Source organism: Solibacillus daqui, from assembly GCF_028747805.1.
GTDB classification, from domain to species: domain Bacteria; phylum Bacillota; class Bacilli; order Bacillales_A; family Planococcaceae; genus Solibacillus; species Solibacillus daqui.
Genome location: NZ_CP114887.1, coordinates 3745001 through 3759260, shown reverse-complemented (window position 1 = coordinate 3759260; position 14260 = coordinate 3745001). Strand labels below are relative to the sequence as shown.

The window sequence follows — 14260 nt, the reverse complement described above, 5'->3', positions numbered from 1 at the left end:
TGTTGTGTCGACAGGTATACTTTTTTTACATGGATTTTCAGGTGGCCCTTATGAGGTACAACCTTTAGTAGATTTTCTTCAGCAGCGGACAACGTGGGAAGTAAGTATCCTAACTTTTTCAGGACATGGTGAGGCAGAAGAGTTGGCGATGAAAGGTTATAAAGCGGAACATTGGATGATGGAAGCGGAAGTTGCCTATCGAAATTTAAAGAAAAAGGTTGATGAAGTTATCGTAGTTGGATTTTCAATGGGAGGGGTTATCGCGATGTATTTAGCAATTCGTTATAAGGTGAAAAAGTTAGTCTTACTTAGTGCGGCCGCAAAATATATTAGTCCGACACAACTTATAAAAGATATTCGTTTAATGGCCGAAGATTTCATACATCATCAATTGGGGGATAATGAATTATTTGCACGCTACAAATTTAAGTTTAAGCATGTTCCGTTATCTGCCACGGTAGAATTTACACGTGTTGTGCAAAAAACAGCACCGTATATTCAAAATATAAAGTGTCCGACATTTATTGTACAAGGGAGATTGGATGGGATTGTCCCATTTTCTACAGCAGCTTATTTGCAAAATTTACTTCAATCTTCAGAAAAAAGACTGTATATTTCTGAGCAGGGAAAACATCACATTTGCTATAGTGATGACTGCGAAAGCTGGTTTCAAAAGGTCTTTCAATTTTTAAATGATGCATAGTATATAACAATTCACATAAGCATAAACGTTGCATACCGAGAACTCCCGTGTTAGACTATGTAAAGCAATGGATACATTTTGTGCAAAGACTCTTCAAGCGTTTTAGGTGAAGAGTGCTTTTTTTTGATAACGGTTTTATTCTATTTTTTAAAAATGCATTGCAATTAAGAAACTGTAGAATCGAACCGCTCGGCAATGACCGGGCTTTCCTTTCATATAAGAGACTCTACATTTTGTAAGTAGAGAGAATTTTTTAGTAACGGAAACGTTCCAATTACAATGGCTCGAAATTTGCCGCCATTTTATCTGAAAATGTAACCATTTGTCAACTTAATAGGAAAAAGGAGATTGAAGAGTTTGACAAATTTTTCAGAATTAAACATTAGTGAATCTACATTACGTTCAATTAAGCGTATGGGGTTTGAAGAAGCAACACCAATCCAAGAAGGAACAGTTAATTTTGCCATGGCTGGCCGCGACGTATTAGGTCAAGCGCAAACAGGTACTGGTAAAACAGCTGCATTCGGTATTCCATTAATCGAGAAAATCGACCCTAAAAATCCGAATATCCAAGCTTTAGTAATTGCTCCAACTCGTGAATTAGCAATCCAAGTTTCAGAAGAACTTTATAAATTAGGTTATGATAAGCGCGTAAAATTATTATCAGTTTACGGTGGACAAGAAATTAGTCGTCAAATCCGTGCGCTTAAAAATAAACCACAAATTATCGTAGGTACACCTGGTCGTATTCAAGACCATATTAACCGTCGTACTATGAAATTAGACGAAGTACAAACATTAGTATTAGACGAAGCAGATGAAATGTTAAACATGGGCTTCATTGATGACATTAACGCGATTTTAGAGTCTGTTCCATCTGATCGTCAAACGTTATTATTCTCAGCAACAATGCCACCTGCAATCCGCAAAATTGCTGAAACATTTATGAAAAACCCAGAAATCGTTAAAATCAAAGCAAAAGAATTAACAATGGAAAACATTGAGCAGTTCTTTGTAAAAGCTACTGAGCGTGAGAAGTTCGATGCACTTTCTCGTTTATTAGATTCTCAAAAACCAGAGTTAGCGATTATCTTTGGTCGTACAAAACGTCGTGTTGATGAGTTATCTCAAGCATTAGGTTTACGTGGTTTCTTAGCAGAAGGAATTCACGGTGACTTATCACAAGCAAAACGTCTTTCTGTATTACGTCAATTTAAAGAAAGTAAAATTGACATCTTAATCGCAACAGACGTAGCTGCTCGTGGTTTAGATATTTCTGGTGTAACACATGTTTACAACTTTGATATTCCACAAGATCCAGAATCTTACGTTCACCGTATTGGTCGTACTGGCCGTGCTGGTAAACAAGGTACTTCTGTAACATTTGTAACACCTCGTGAAATGGGTTACTTACGTATCGTAGAAGAAACTACGAAAAAACGTATGAATCCTTTACGTCCACCAACATCTGAAGAAGCTTTAGTAGGCTTACAAGAAGATGCAATGCAATCGTTGGTGGAATTAGTGCAAAACAATGATTTAGGCAACTACCGTGAATTAGCAGCTCAGTTATTAGCAAATAACGAAGCGTTAGATTTAGTGGCAGCTGCACTTAAGTCTATTACAAAAGAGCCAGATGCAACGCCTGTTACGTTAACAGAAGAGCGTCCATTACCAATGCGTCGTGAACGTTCTAATGGTGGTGGAAACCGTGGTCGTGGTGGTAATGACCGCAACCGTGGTGGAGGTAGCCGTGGTGGAGACCGTCGTGGTGGTAATGGCGGTGGAGATCGTCGTCGTGAAGGTGGCCGCGGTGGCGAACGTCGTGATGGCGGTCGTCGTGAAGGAAGCGGACGCCGCGAAGGTTCATCTTCTCGTGACCGTCGTCCTCGTCAACGTCGCGAAGACTAATTTATACAATCCAAAGCACATCTGCGTTAATTCGCGGATGTGTTTTTTAGTTTAAAAATAAAATCAATGTAAAGTTTCAAGAACATGGAAGTGTTATAGTATGATAAAAGTGAAACGAAATATCATTTAAATCGTATATCTAGATAGAGAAAACGAGGTGTAAATAAAATGAGAGCACAACCACAAAACCAATTACCTAAAAAAGCGGTAACTGTTTGGCGTTTGTATGGATTTTTTCAAACGATGATTTTAGCATTACTTGCAGCTGGTGCCGTATTTCTAACAATTAAATTCAGTTGGCCAGTATGGATTCAATGGCTGATGATTGTAATTGTTGTATTATCAATCATTTGCTCAATCATAATTTTCCCGAATATTCGTTGGAAAATTTGGCGCTATGAAGTACGTGAACAAGAAATTGAAATTCAAAGCGGCTTATTTATTGTGACACGTACTTTAATTCCGATGGTGCGTGTACAGCATGTTGATACAGAGCAAGGTCCGATATTAAAAAAATACAATTTAGCAAACATTTCAATATCGTCAGCGGCAACAGTTCATACTATTCCGATGCTAGAGTTAGAATACGCGGATATGTTACGTATGAAAATTTCGGAATTAGCAAGGGTGGCGGAAGATGATGTCTAATGAAAAGTTTAAACTTCATCCTGCGGCAGTTTTAATTAATGTTGTGAAGGCACTGAAGGACCTATTAGTGCCAATTGCTATCATTATAGTGGCGAATGGATTTAACTTTAATTTTGATTACCGTAGTAAAGACTTTTTTGGAGAAATGGTACCATTAATGATTCTATCTGTTGTTTTACTTTGGACGATCATTAATGGGGGAATTAAATGGTGGACTTTCGTTTATTGGTTTGAGGATAGTGAACTCCGCGTTGAATACGGTCTATTTGTAAAAAAGAAGCGATATATTCCATTTGAAAGAATTCAAAACTTAAATTATAAAGAAGGTATATTTCACCGAATTTTTAAGCTTGTTGAAGTACAAATTGAAACAGCTGGTAGCAAAAATGGGAAACCAGAAGCGGAATTAACAGCTGTAACACGTGCAGCAGCCGATGAAATTGAAATTCGAATGAAGTATGCGAAAAACCAACAAGCTATAATAGAAGAAAACGAACAGCCGATTATTGAAAAAGTTCCATCAACGGTTGTACATAAAATGCAAATTCCGGAGTTATTGTTACTTGCGACGACATCAAGTGGTATGGGAGTAGTGCTAGCGGGGGTGTTTGCAGCTGTTTCGCAATTTGCGGAGTTTATACCGTTTGATGCGATCTATGATGAAGTTGCATTTTTGATGAAATATAGTTTTATTGCGGTGGCGATTATAATTGCGCTCGTACTACTTTTAACGTGGATTATTTCGGTTGGTTTTACATGTTTAAATTACTATAATTTCACGGTGTCAAAAGAGCAAGAACGATTAATTATTACTCGTGGCTTAATTGAAAAAAAGCGTGTGACTATTCCGTTGAACCGGGTGCAAGCAATTAAAATTGTTGAAAATCCATTTCAACAATTACTAGGTCTTGCTTCAGTAGCTGTAGAAAGTGCTGGTGGTGGTTTTAGCGGAGAAGCAAATAAAAAAATCATTTTGTTGCCGTTAATTGCAAAGAAAGAGCTACTTACGCCGCTTGAGGAACTGTTCCCGGATTATGATTTTTCATTATCCTCACATGTGAAGCCGCCAAAAAAAGCACTTCCATTTTTTTATCGAATTGATTTTATCTGGTTTGTTCCGCTCGTTGGACTTATATCGTATTTCTTTTATCCGTATGGCTTATTGTCGTTATTACTAATAGTGCCGATAATTTTATTAGGTAGATGGCAGTTCAAAACAACAGGCTACACACTTTACGAAAACCAAATTACGATTGTGTCTCGTGTGATTAGTCGCGTTACCTTTTTTGCGGTGAAAAAGCGCATTCAAGTGACGCAAGGCCGTCAAACCTATTTCCAAAAACGACGCGATATTGGTTCGGCGAAAATTGTAGTGATGTCTGGGATGACAGGAGCATCGGCTATAGTACGTCACATTGACCAGCAAGAAGTGGAAACGATATTATGTTGGTATGAAAAATAAAAAAGACCGCTCTCGTTTTGGGGCGGTCTCATTTGCTTTCTATTTTACACGTCGAATATTTTTTTCGCGCCAACGTACCATATTTTTCGGGTTGAAATAAACAATTCCTAAAATAAAGCCGGCAATAAGCCCTCCAAGATGGGCAGCGATATTAATATTTGGCGTTAAAAATGTCATAATAACACTAATGACGATTAACGGTAAGATGATTTGCTTTAGCTGAGGGAATAAATGCCTTGTGTAATAGACAAGAGCGGCAAATGCGCCGAAAATCCCATAAAGCGCACCACTAGCACCAACACTTGCATAGGTCGGTTCTTGCGTTAAATAAGTTGCTGCAATACCAAAAATGCCTGCTAAAAAGTAGATGGTTAAAAAGCGCATCTTGCCTGCAATTTTTTCGAGCTCAGGACCAAATAAAAATAATGAAAACATATTAAAAAGCACATGGGTAAAGCCTACGTGTAAAAACATTGATGTAATGATGCGCCACCATTCACCTTGAGCGATCAAACCATTTACGCTCATGCCAGTATATAAAAGTCGCTCACCAAAGCCGGGAACTAATGTTAGTAAATAAACGATGAAATTGATGGCAATAATTGACGACACAACTGGATATAACGTAATGTATTGTTTAAAATTTTCTCTACGAATAAACATATTCCACCTCGATAATGTCCTACAAACAACGAATTATTTTTATTATACATTGGAATATTACGTAAAAGAAAGGGAGAGCCTTCAAATGATTAAAGGAATAGGATTAGATTTAATTGAATTAGAGCGTATCGAAAAAATGATGTTGCGCTCAAAAAAGTTTGTCGAACGTATATTAACCGTAAGAGAGTTAAAAATTTTTGAACCGCTTTCGCACGCACGAAAGGTTGAGTTTTTAGCGGGGCGATTTGCAGCGAAAGAAGCGTACTCTAAAGCAAATGGAACAGGGATAGGGAAAGACTGCGAACTGATGCAAATTGAAATATTAAAAGATGAGATAGGGAAGCCCGTGCTTTACTTTGACGGAGATCTGGTGAATGGTTTTATTTCCATTACACATACGAAAACGACAGCTGCTGCACAAGTAATCTTAATGCAATAATACATACATGCCTTCTTTCTTTCATATGTTGTTTTATCGAGAACAGATGAAGGAAAGGGTGGAGCAGTGAACATTCGATTGCTCGTAGTTGTCGCATTTTGTATTTTTCTAGCGGCTTGTGGCAAGGTGACGCAGGAAGAAGTGATTGAAGATGTCAATAAAAAGTGGAGTGAAGCAAAAGGCTACGAATTAACGGCATCTATGGAAGTAAAAACAGGAAGCGAACCGAGGATTTATGATGTAAATGTATGGCATACGAAACCAGATTTTTACCGTGTATCGGTTAATCCACAAGGTGAAACAGAGCAGCAACTAATTGTTCGCAATGAAGAAGGGGTTTTTGTTGTTACACCGGCATTACGTAAAACACATAAGTTTCAAAGTGAATGGCCGAAGCAAAATGGCCAGGGATATTTAATTGGTGCGTTAGCAGAAGATTTAATAGCGGATAAAAATTTAGTAATGACAGAAGATGAAGAAAACTTTGTATTTGAGCTTGAAACGCGAAATGTAGACCGTACTGCATTACCGGTTCAACAAATTTCAATAAACAAAAAAACGATGCTGCCAACAAAAGTGAGTGTATTAGACGGGGAGTTACAAGAGCAAGTTGTTATTCAATTTAAAGATATTAAATTAGGTGTACAACATAAGGCAGAAGAATATGCAGTAGAAAAATTTTCAGATGATGAGGAAAAAAAGGCAGCTAGTGCCGATATAGTTAACACTGAGTTCAAAGTATATTATCCAACTGTGAATTGGGCTCATACAAAATTAACAGATGAGCTTGAAGTGCAGGAAGATGGAAATTCACGTGTCATTTTAACGTTTGAAGGGGAAAAGCCATTTACGATGATGCAACAGCCAATAAATTATAATGAAAGTATATTACCTGTGTTTTCTACAGGAGATCCAGCTGATTTAGGGGATACAATTGGCGCTATTACAGAGCATTCGATTCAATGGGACAAAGATGGCATGTCATTCTTCATTGCATCCACGAAACTTTCGAAAGAAGAATTATTAGAAGTAGCGGCAAGTGTTCAAGAAGGTAGTCAAAAATAGTTTTCAAAATTATGTTTAAATTTACAAAAAGAGGGTAAAATTATTATGGATATTCAAACTAACTTTCGACCTACAAAAGCAGTAATCGATTTACAAGCAATTGAACAAAATGTTACGTCATTGCGACAGTACCTCCAACAAGATGTGCAAATTATTGCCGTCGTAAAGGCGAACGCATATGGGCACGGTGACGTTGAAGTAGCAAAAGCAGCAATCAAAGCAGGGGCGACAATGCTCGCAGTTGCAACACCGGATGAAGCAGTACATATGAGAGCACATTTCCCAAAAACTGATATGCTAATACTAGGTGCAACACCACCTAACTTTATTCCATATGCGGCAAAGGAAAATATTACCCTCACTGTTTTTTCAACAGACTGGTTAGAGCGTGCAGCTGCATATTTTCCGCAGTCACAGCCAGTGAAGTTGCACATTAAAATTGATTCAGGTATGGGGCGTATCGGTGTGGATTCGAGAGAAGAGCTAATACCTTTATACGAATCGATCATAGCTTCACCGCATTTTATTTTAGATGGGATTTTTACACATTTTGCAACGGCTGATGAGGAAGATTCTTTGTACTTTGACAACCAAGTATCCTTATTTAAGGAGTTGTTAATGGCATTGCCATCGAAGCCAAGACTAGTACATGTTGCAAATACAGCAACCGCGTTAGTAAAAGATACATCTTTACAATATGACGCAGTACGTTTTGGGATTTCAATGTACGGTTTACTTCCTTCATCATATGTTGGAGAAATTTTACCTTTCCCGATTCAACCTGCTTTTTCGTTACAAACGGAGTTAGTTCATGTAAAGCAGCTTAAAGCAGGACAGTCAGTAGGGTACGGTGCGACATTTACAGCAGAGGAAGATATTTATGTTGGTACAATTCCAATCGGTTATGCAGATGGGATGATTCGCAAGCTCAGTGGGCAAGAGGTACTTGTAGGTGGCGAGCGATCTAAAATAATTGGACGAATTTGTATGGATCAAAGTATGATTTTACTACCAAAAGCATATAATGTTGGAGAACCTGTTGTTTTAATCGGTCATCAAGGGCAAGAGAGAATTACATTAGATGACTGGGCCAATAAGTTAGAAACAATTAACTATGAAGTACCTTGTGTAATTACAGCCCGGGTTCCTAGAGTATATAAGTAATTGTAATGTGAGTTTTGTCGAAAAAATGCGGATTAAAATAAGTACTTTCACTTATTTGTCATTTCCCACTGCGAGAATTGTCAGTTTTTTTACTTTCTTGTCTTTTCTTTGTAGCCATTCAATGCTAGAATGGTATGGAAATGGAATGTTCGGTGGAGGTGCTTGTTTTGTACGCAAAAGAAATTATTGATGTAGAAGAAGTAGTAATTAATATTCCTAATGAGTTAATTGTACAATTTGAAAGAAAGTTTGGTCGTGGTACGAATAATGGTGGTATGATTACGTATTTAGCGGCTAAGGAATATACAAAGCATATGCAACCAAATCAAATACGGGAAGCTTTAATGAAAGGCTATGTGGAAATGTCGCAAATTAATCTGACGATTTGCAGTGAGTGCTTACATGCAGAATATGAAGCGGAACATATGGTGGAGCGTCTCGTAAGCGGGGGATGACAATTTGATTGTAAAACGTGGAGACGTTTTTTTTGCTGACCTATCACCAGTTATAGGTTCAGAGCAGGGTGGTACAAGACCTGTTCTTATTATTCAAAATGATATAGGTAATCGTTTTAGTCCAACAGTCATTATCGCTGCAATTACTGCGCAAATTCAAAAAGCAAAATTACCTACCCATGTTGAAATCGATGCTAAAAAGTATGGTTTTGAACGTGATTCGGTAATTTTGCTTGAGCAATTGCGTACTATTGATAAATCTCGATTAACAGATCGAATTACACAGCTGGATGCCAAATTAATGCATGAAGTGGACATGGCACTTGGTATTAGTTTAGGACTTGTAAAATTTTAATACATAAAAAAAACATCGGAACATAATCGTTTCGGTGTTTTTTTAATAGGCTAAAATCAATACAATGCTGAGGACTTTTATGATTTTTAATTAAAAGAATGGATACTATAAATCGAAAATCAATCTATTACGCAGTATATCCACATAAAAAATCAATAATTTGCAAAATAGTTAGTCGAAGCATATTTTAGGGAAGAATCTTAAAATATATTATGAATTAACAAGTTTTAAATAGTGTAAAAAGTAGAATTATGCAGTAAAATGGAAAATAACCATCTGTATATTTTTGTAAAATTTAGACTATTACCATAAATTACACAGAGAGTGACGAAGTTTGTTATAATAAATTGACTATTTAAAATTTTTATGTTACGCGTTAATTCCCCTAAAGAAAACTTAAGGAATTGGAGGCGCTATGATGGATTCAAAAGCTACCGTAGAGATTATAACAGAATGGGATATTGTAGCTGCACGCCAACTTGGAAGGAACGAAGCAAAGGCGATAGGTTTTGGTGCGGTAGATCAAGCTCGAATTACAACTGCAATTAGTGAACTTGCTCGAAACATTTATTTATATGCTCGTGCAGGAGAAGTAACAATGGAACGGATTAATGAAGGGGACAAAATGGGAATACGTATTATCGCTGCTGACAAAGGCCCCGGTATAAATAATTTAAAAAAAGTGATGGAAGATGGCTATTCTACCTCGGGCGGTCTTGGTGCGGGTTTACCAGGCGTTAAAAGACTGATGGATTCGATGGATATTCAGTCAACTACCGGTAAAGGGACAATCGTTATAATTGAAAAATGGGTGTAGTAGGAAGTGATGATAATTGAAAGAATTACAAATTCAATATCAGAAAATATTATCTGATTACTTAGAGAATCAAACTGAACGAAATTTGTATATCGGCCAAAATTTTATTCGACAATTGATTCAGAAAAAGGTAACGCCTGAAGAAGTGATTAATATTCATAAATATGCGATTGAACATATTTATCCGAATGTGTCGGAGGATGTTTCACATAGCTTTGATTTTTTAATCGAAATCATGGTGCATTTTGGGCTGACATTAAAAGAACATCAAAGTTTACTAGAACAACAAGAAGAATTACGTATTGAGATGAATGTAGCAACGAAAATTCAAGATATGATTCTTCGGACAACAATTCCGAAAATTGAAGCCATTGATATTGGTATGGTATCCATTCCCATTCGTAAAATGAATGGCGATTATGTACATTTTTTAAGTGATGATGAACATTATGTTAGCGTGGCTGTGACGGATGTAGTAGGCAAAGGTGTACCAGCAGCACTATGTATGTCAATGGTTAAGTATGGTTTGGATACGTTAGAATATGCAACGAATGAGCCATCGCATATTTTAGGCGTTTTAAATCGCATCATTGAAAAAAGTGTTGATGATAGTATGTTTGTCTCGATGTTTTATGGCACATATGATGTTGAAAACAGTCTGTTTACATATGGTTCTGCTGGTCATGAACCGGCAATTTACTATTGCGCGAGTGAACAAACTTTCTATGATTTAGAGTCTAAAGGTTTGTTATTAGGCGTAATGCCTGAAGTTAACTACCCTCAATATGAGATTGAAATGGGGGACAACGATTTTATTTTAATGATTACAGATGGCGTGACCGATTTCCGCAAACGGGGAGATATAGATCCGCGTGATGTCATAAAAAAATTGGCGTTGAGTTATAACCATCTTACGGCACAAGAAATGTGTGAGCAAATATACGCTTATTTAAAAGCTATGCCAGAATTTGATTTAGAAGATGATTTTACTGTGGTTTTTATAAAAAAATAATCTAAGAAAATGGGTTTAATTACACAGAAAAAGGGAATTTTAATATAATTCAGTAGATGGAGGTGTCTAATAATGAATGTCAATGTTCAGTTTAGAGAAGATGGCAACGTGCTACGAGGTTATATTGAAGGGGAAATCGACACGTTTACAGTCCCTGTATTACGTGAAGAGTTAGAAACAGTTAGAGTTGTAGAAGGACGAAAAATTGAGTTAGATTTATCGAAAGTGAATTATATGGATAGTACGGGTTTAGGAATTTTCGTGGCATTTTACAAAAAGATAACACGTGAAAACGCATCGTTAAAATTAGTGAATTTATCTAGTCGTTTAGTACGATTATTTGAGATTACAGGATTAAGTGAATTAATGAGTATTGAAACCGACGAGGAGTTGGAGATGAAATGATGAAAGCATTTGATTATATCGAAATCAGAGTGCCGGCTAAATCGCAATATGTTAGTGTCATTCGTTTAACGATTTCTGGTTTAGCTGTGCGTGTTGGATTCACTTATGACGAAATAGAAGATTTAAAAATTGCAACAAGTGAAGCGGTAACAAATGTTGTTCATCATGCTTATAAAGGCGAAAGTGGAGAAGTAGTACTTGGCTGTGCACTTTACAGTGACAAAATTGAAATTATGGTAGCAGATTACGGCGTAAGCTTTAACTTTGAAGAAGTAAAATCTAAAATCGGTCCATATCATGAGGATGAAAACGTAGCACTTTTACGTGAGGGTGGATTAGGAATTTACTTAATGGAATCTTTAATGGATGAAGTGAAAATTAATAATGAAGGCGGCGTAACGGTTTTCATGACAAAGTATGTCTCGAGAGAGCAGGTGAAGGGGAATGTCGAAAGAATCACTACCTAGAAATTCATCAAGAGAAGAAGTACTAAATTGGATTGCAGAATATCAAGAGCATACCAGCGAGGAATCACAGACAAACTTAGTACTTCATTATCAACAATTAGTAGAGTCAATTGCTCGTAAATATTCTCATGGTAAATCTTATTATGATGATATTGTACAAGTTGGTATGCTTGGCTTATTAGGTGCGATTCGACGATTTGATCCTTCCTTTGGCAGAAGCTTTGAAGCATTTGCTGTGCCAACAATTGTTGGTGAAATTAAACGGTTTTTACGAGATAAAACATGGGATGTACATGTACCAAGGCGAATTAAAGAGCTTGGACCACGCATTAAATCAGCAGTAGAAGCACTAACTACAGAGTTGCAGCGTTCACCTTCGATCAGTGAGATTGCAACTTATTTAGAAGTGCAAGAAGAAGACGTGCTTGAAGCGATGGAGATGGGGCGTAGTTATCAAGCGTTATCGATGGATCATTCGATTGAATCCGATTCAGATGGTAGTACCGTTTCCTTATTCGATGTCGTTGGTAAAGAGGATGACGGTTATGAAATAACGAATCGTCGTATGATCGTAACGGATGTAATGAATGTGTTAAATGATCGCGAGCGTCAAATTATCCAATTTACCTATTTAGATCAGCTAAGCCAGAAAGAAGCTGGTGAACGACTTGGCATATCACAAATGCATGTTTCGCGTATTCAGCGCAAGGCGATAAAAAAATTACAAGATGCTATTGTTTCAAGTGGCGGAATATCATCATAACCGTTTAGAGTCTACTGATTTTTTGCACAAGTGGACTCTTTTTTTGTGGGTGAAATTGCGAATTTTCAAGAGTAACAAAGGATTGTTAGTGGTAAACTAAAAGGAGTTCAAACGTAAAGGAGTGGCACGATGGAACAGAAGAAAATGCTACAAATGATTGCACAAGATGCAAATGTACAACCGAAACAAGCACAAGCAGTTATTGACTTATTAGAAGAAGGGAATACCGTACCGTTTATTGCGCGTTATCGTAAAGAAGTTACAGGTTCTCTAGATGAAGTACAAATAAAAGCCATTGAAGATCGCTATCATTACATACAACAATTAGAAACGAGAAAAGAAGAAGTAGTACGCTTAATTGCTGAGCAAGGCAAGTTGACAGCAGAATTACAACAAGCCATCCAAGCGGCAACAGTATTACAACGTGTTGAAGATTTATATCGACCATATAAGCAAAAACGACGTACGAAAGCAACGATTGCCAAAGAACGGGGGTTAGAACCACTAGCTGAGCACATATTAAAATTTACAAAGCAATCAGTAGAGCAACTTGCTGCTAGTTATATAAACGAAGAAAAAGGTGTTACATCTATAGAAGATGCATTAGCAGGTGCGCGTGATATTTTAGCGGAATATTTTGCAGATGATGCCACAATTCGAGAAAAGCTGCGTAAATTATCTTGGCGTGAAGGGAAGCTTGTAACAGCTGTAAAAAATGCAGAAAAAGACGAAAAACAAGTATTCGAAATGTATTATGAATACGAAGAGCCGGTTTCTCGTATAGCACCTCACCGTACATTAGCAGTAAATCGTGGGGAAAAGGAAGACATATTGCGCGTAACAATTGACGTACCTATTGAGAAGGCAACAACACAAATGGAATTGCACTTCATTCCGAAAAACTTTGTTGGTCCATCTGTCGAACAAGTGACATTAGCGATATTAGATAGCTATAAACGCCTGATTAAACCGTCCATTGAAAACGAATTGCGCTCAGAGTTAACCGAAAAAGGTGAAACACAGGCGATTCATATTTTCTCGGAAAACTTACGTAATTTATTACTACAACCACCAATGCGCGGTAAAATGGTATTAGGTGTTGACCCGGCTTATCGTACAGGCTGTAAATTAGCTGTAGTTGATGAAACAGGGAAAATGATTGAAATCGGTGTAATTTATCCGCATACGACATCAGATACAACGAAATCAAAAGCAACGATTATAAAATTATTGAAAAAGTATCCAATAAGCATTATTGCAATTGGAAATGGGACTGCTTCACGTGAGACAGAGCAATTTATTGCGGAAGTGTTAAAAGAAGTAGATGAGCAGGTTGCATATGTAATCGTCAATGAGGCGGGAGCTTCCGTTTATTCAGCTTCAGATGTAGCACGTGCTGAGTTCCCGGATTTACAAGTAGAGCAGCGTAGCGCAGTATCGATTGCACGTCGCTTACAAGATCCCTTATCTGAATTAGTAAAAATTGAACCAAAAGCAGTTGGTGTCGGACAATATCAGCATGACGTCTCTCAAAAACAGCTAGCTGAATCACTAACATTTATCGTAGAGACAGCGGTAAACCAAGTAGGTGTTGATGTAAATACAGCGTCAGCGTCACTGTTACAATATGTTTCGGGCTTATCGAAAACGGTAGCAGAAAATATCGTAATAATGCGCGGTGAAAACGGAAAATTCACATCACGTGCGCAACTAAAAAAAATTCCACGTTTAGGTGCAAAAACTTATGAGCAAGCAATCGGTTTCTTACGTATCCCAGAGGCAAAAAATCCACTCGATACTACAGGCATTCACCCAGAAAGTTATAAGCTGGCTGAAGCAATTTTAGAAGCGGCTGCATTAACAAAAAAAGACGTTGGTACACCAAAGGCAGAACAAGCGATTAGCGAATTGAGTTTATCAGAATTAAGTGC

16 protein-coding genes (1 of these 16 only partly in view) are annotated in these 14260 nt (G+C 37.3%); 15 read left to right on the top strand and 1 reads right to left on the bottom strand.

The features are described from left to right. Positions 1–4: 4 nt before the first annotated feature. The 4 genes from O7776_RS18390 (at position 5) to O7776_RS18375 (ending at position 4724) form a co-directional block, all read left to right on the top strand. Positions 5–703, top strand: a complete 699-nt coding sequence (locus O7776_RS18390) for an alpha/beta hydrolase (protein WP_274310544.1) — start codon at positions 5–7, stop codon at positions 701–703. 357 nt (positions 704–1060) lie between these two features. Beyond that, positions 1061–2614, top strand: a complete 1554-nt coding sequence (gene cshA / locus O7776_RS18385) for a degradosome RNA helicase CshA (protein ID WP_274308359.1) — start codon at positions 1061–1063, stop codon at positions 2612–2614. A 168-nt stretch (positions 2615–2782) separates the two neighbouring features. Continuing rightward, on the top strand, positions 2783–3262 hold the full coding sequence (locus O7776_RS18380) for a PH domain-containing protein (RefSeq protein ID WP_274308358.1): 480 nt from the start codon (positions 2783–2785) through the stop codon (positions 3260–3262). Next, a complete protein-coding gene (locus O7776_RS18375; RefSeq protein ID WP_274308357.1) occupies positions 3255–4724 on the top strand; it encodes a PH domain-containing protein in 1470 nt (489 codons plus the stop codon). The genes O7776_RS18380 and O7776_RS18375 overlap by 8 nt, the downstream gene beginning before the upstream one ends. Positions 4725–4763: 39 nt before the next feature. Here the strand turns inward: O7776_RS18375 and O7776_RS18370 are convergent, their stop codons facing one another. Further along, positions 4764–5387, bottom strand: coding sequence for a rhomboid family intramembrane serine protease (locus O7776_RS18370; protein ID WP_274308356.1), 624 nt, complete (start codon positions 5385–5387; stop codon positions 4764–4766). An 85-nt stretch (positions 5388–5472) separates the two neighbouring features. On the opposite strand from O7776_RS18370, the gene acpS reads away from it, so the two are divergent. The 11 genes from acpS to O7776_RS18315 all read left to right on the top strand — a co-directional run. Continuing rightward, positions 5473–5826, top strand: coding sequence for a holo-ACP synthase (acpS, locus tag O7776_RS18365; RefSeq protein ID WP_274308355.1), 354 nt, complete (start codon positions 5473–5475; stop codon positions 5824–5826). A 66-nt stretch (positions 5827–5892) separates the two neighbouring features. Continuing rightward, complete coding sequence (locus O7776_RS18360; protein ID WP_274308354.1) at positions 5893–6891, top strand: LolA family protein; 999 nt, start codon at positions 5893–5895, stop codon at positions 6889–6891. Between the two features lie 45 nt (positions 6892–6936). Then, the gene (gene alr / locus O7776_RS18355) at positions 6937–8055 is read left to right on the top strand and encodes an alanine racemase (protein WP_274308353.1); all 1119 of its coding nucleotides are present in this window, start codon (positions 6937–6939) and stop codon (positions 8053–8055) included. Positions 8056–8222: 167 nt separating this feature from the next. Further along, entirely contained in the window at positions 8223–8510 is a 288-nt protein-coding gene (locus tag O7776_RS18350; RefSeq protein WP_274308352.1) for a transcriptional regulator, read from the top strand. A gap of 4 nt (positions 8511–8514) precedes the next feature. Beyond that, the gene (locus tag O7776_RS18345) at positions 8515–8865 is read left to right on the top strand and encodes a type II toxin-antitoxin system PemK/MazF family toxin (protein WP_241370793.1); all 351 of its coding nucleotides are present in this window, start codon (positions 8515–8517) and stop codon (positions 8863–8865) included. A 418-nt stretch (positions 8866–9283) separates the two neighbouring features. Continuing rightward, entirely contained in the window at positions 9284–9682 is a 399-nt protein-coding gene (locus tag O7776_RS18340) for an anti-sigma regulatory factor (protein WP_274308351.1), read from the top strand. Between the two features lie 16 nt (positions 9683–9698). Then, the gene (locus tag O7776_RS18335) at positions 9699–10694 is read left to right on the top strand and encodes a PP2C family protein-serine/threonine phosphatase (protein ID WP_274308350.1); all 996 of its coding nucleotides are present in this window, start codon (positions 9699–9701) and stop codon (positions 10692–10694) included. A gap of 72 nt (positions 10695–10766) precedes the next feature. Further along, complete coding sequence (locus O7776_RS18330; RefSeq protein ID WP_274308349.1) at positions 10767–11099, top strand: STAS domain-containing protein; 333 nt, start codon at positions 10767–10769, stop codon at positions 11097–11099. Continuing rightward, positions 11099–11566 carry an anti-sigma B factor RsbW gene (gene rsbW, locus O7776_RS18325; RefSeq protein WP_274310543.1) on the top strand — a complete coding sequence of 156 codons (468 nt, stop codon included), beginning with the start codon at positions 11099–11101 and terminating at the stop codon, positions 11564–11566. Before O7776_RS18330 ends, rsbW begins: the two co-directional genes overlap by 1 nt. After that, positions 11544–12329 carry an RNA polymerase sigma factor SigB gene (gene sigB, locus O7776_RS18320; protein WP_274308348.1) on the top strand — a complete coding sequence of 262 codons (786 nt, stop codon included), beginning with the start codon at positions 11544–11546 and terminating at the stop codon, positions 12327–12329. The genes rsbW and sigB overlap by 23 nt, the downstream gene beginning before the upstream one ends. Positions 12330–12458: 129 nt before the next feature. Then, positions 12459–14260 carry the 5' portion of a Tex family protein gene (locus O7776_RS18315; protein ID WP_274308347.1) on the top strand. It continues 370 nt past the right edge of the window, so the window shows 1802 of its 2172 coding nt (coding positions 1–1802); its start codon is at positions 12459–12461; its stop codon lies beyond the right edge, outside the window.

What these genes read in the sequence shown, in the direction of transcription:
- O7776_RS18370 (WP_274308356.1), bottom strand. Translation starts at nt 5,387, where the DNA reads ATGTTTATTCGTAGAGAAAATTTTAAACAATACATTACGTTATATCCA.
- O7776_RS18380 (WP_274308358.1), top strand. Translation starts at nt 2,783, where the DNA reads ATGAGAGCACAACCACAAAACCAATTACCTAAAAAAGCGGTAACTGTT.
- O7776_RS18330 (WP_274308349.1), top strand. Translation starts at nt 10,767, where the DNA reads ATGAATGTCAATGTTCAGTTTAGAGAAGATGGCAACGTGCTACGAGGT.
- rsbW (WP_274310543.1), top strand. Translation starts at nt 11,099, where the DNA reads ATGAAAGCATTTGATTATATCGAAATCAGAGTGCCGGCTAAATCGCAA.
- sigB (WP_274308348.1), top strand. Translation starts at nt 11,544, where the DNA reads ATGTCGAAAGAATCACTACCTAGAAATTCATCAAGAGAAGAAGTACTA.
- acpS (WP_274308355.1), top strand. Translation starts at nt 5,473, where the DNA reads ATGATTAAAGGAATAGGATTAGATTTAATTGAATTAGAGCGTATCGAA.
- O7776_RS18375 (WP_274308357.1), top strand. Translation starts at nt 3,255, where the DNA reads ATGTCTAATGAAAAGTTTAAACTTCATCCTGCGGCAGTTTTAATTAAT.
- alr (WP_274308353.1), top strand. Translation starts at nt 6,937, where the DNA reads ATGGATATTCAAACTAACTTTCGACCTACAAAAGCAGTAATCGATTTA.
- O7776_RS18340 (WP_274308351.1), top strand. Translation starts at nt 9,284, where the DNA reads ATGGATTCAAAAGCTACCGTAGAGATTATAACAGAATGGGATATTGTA.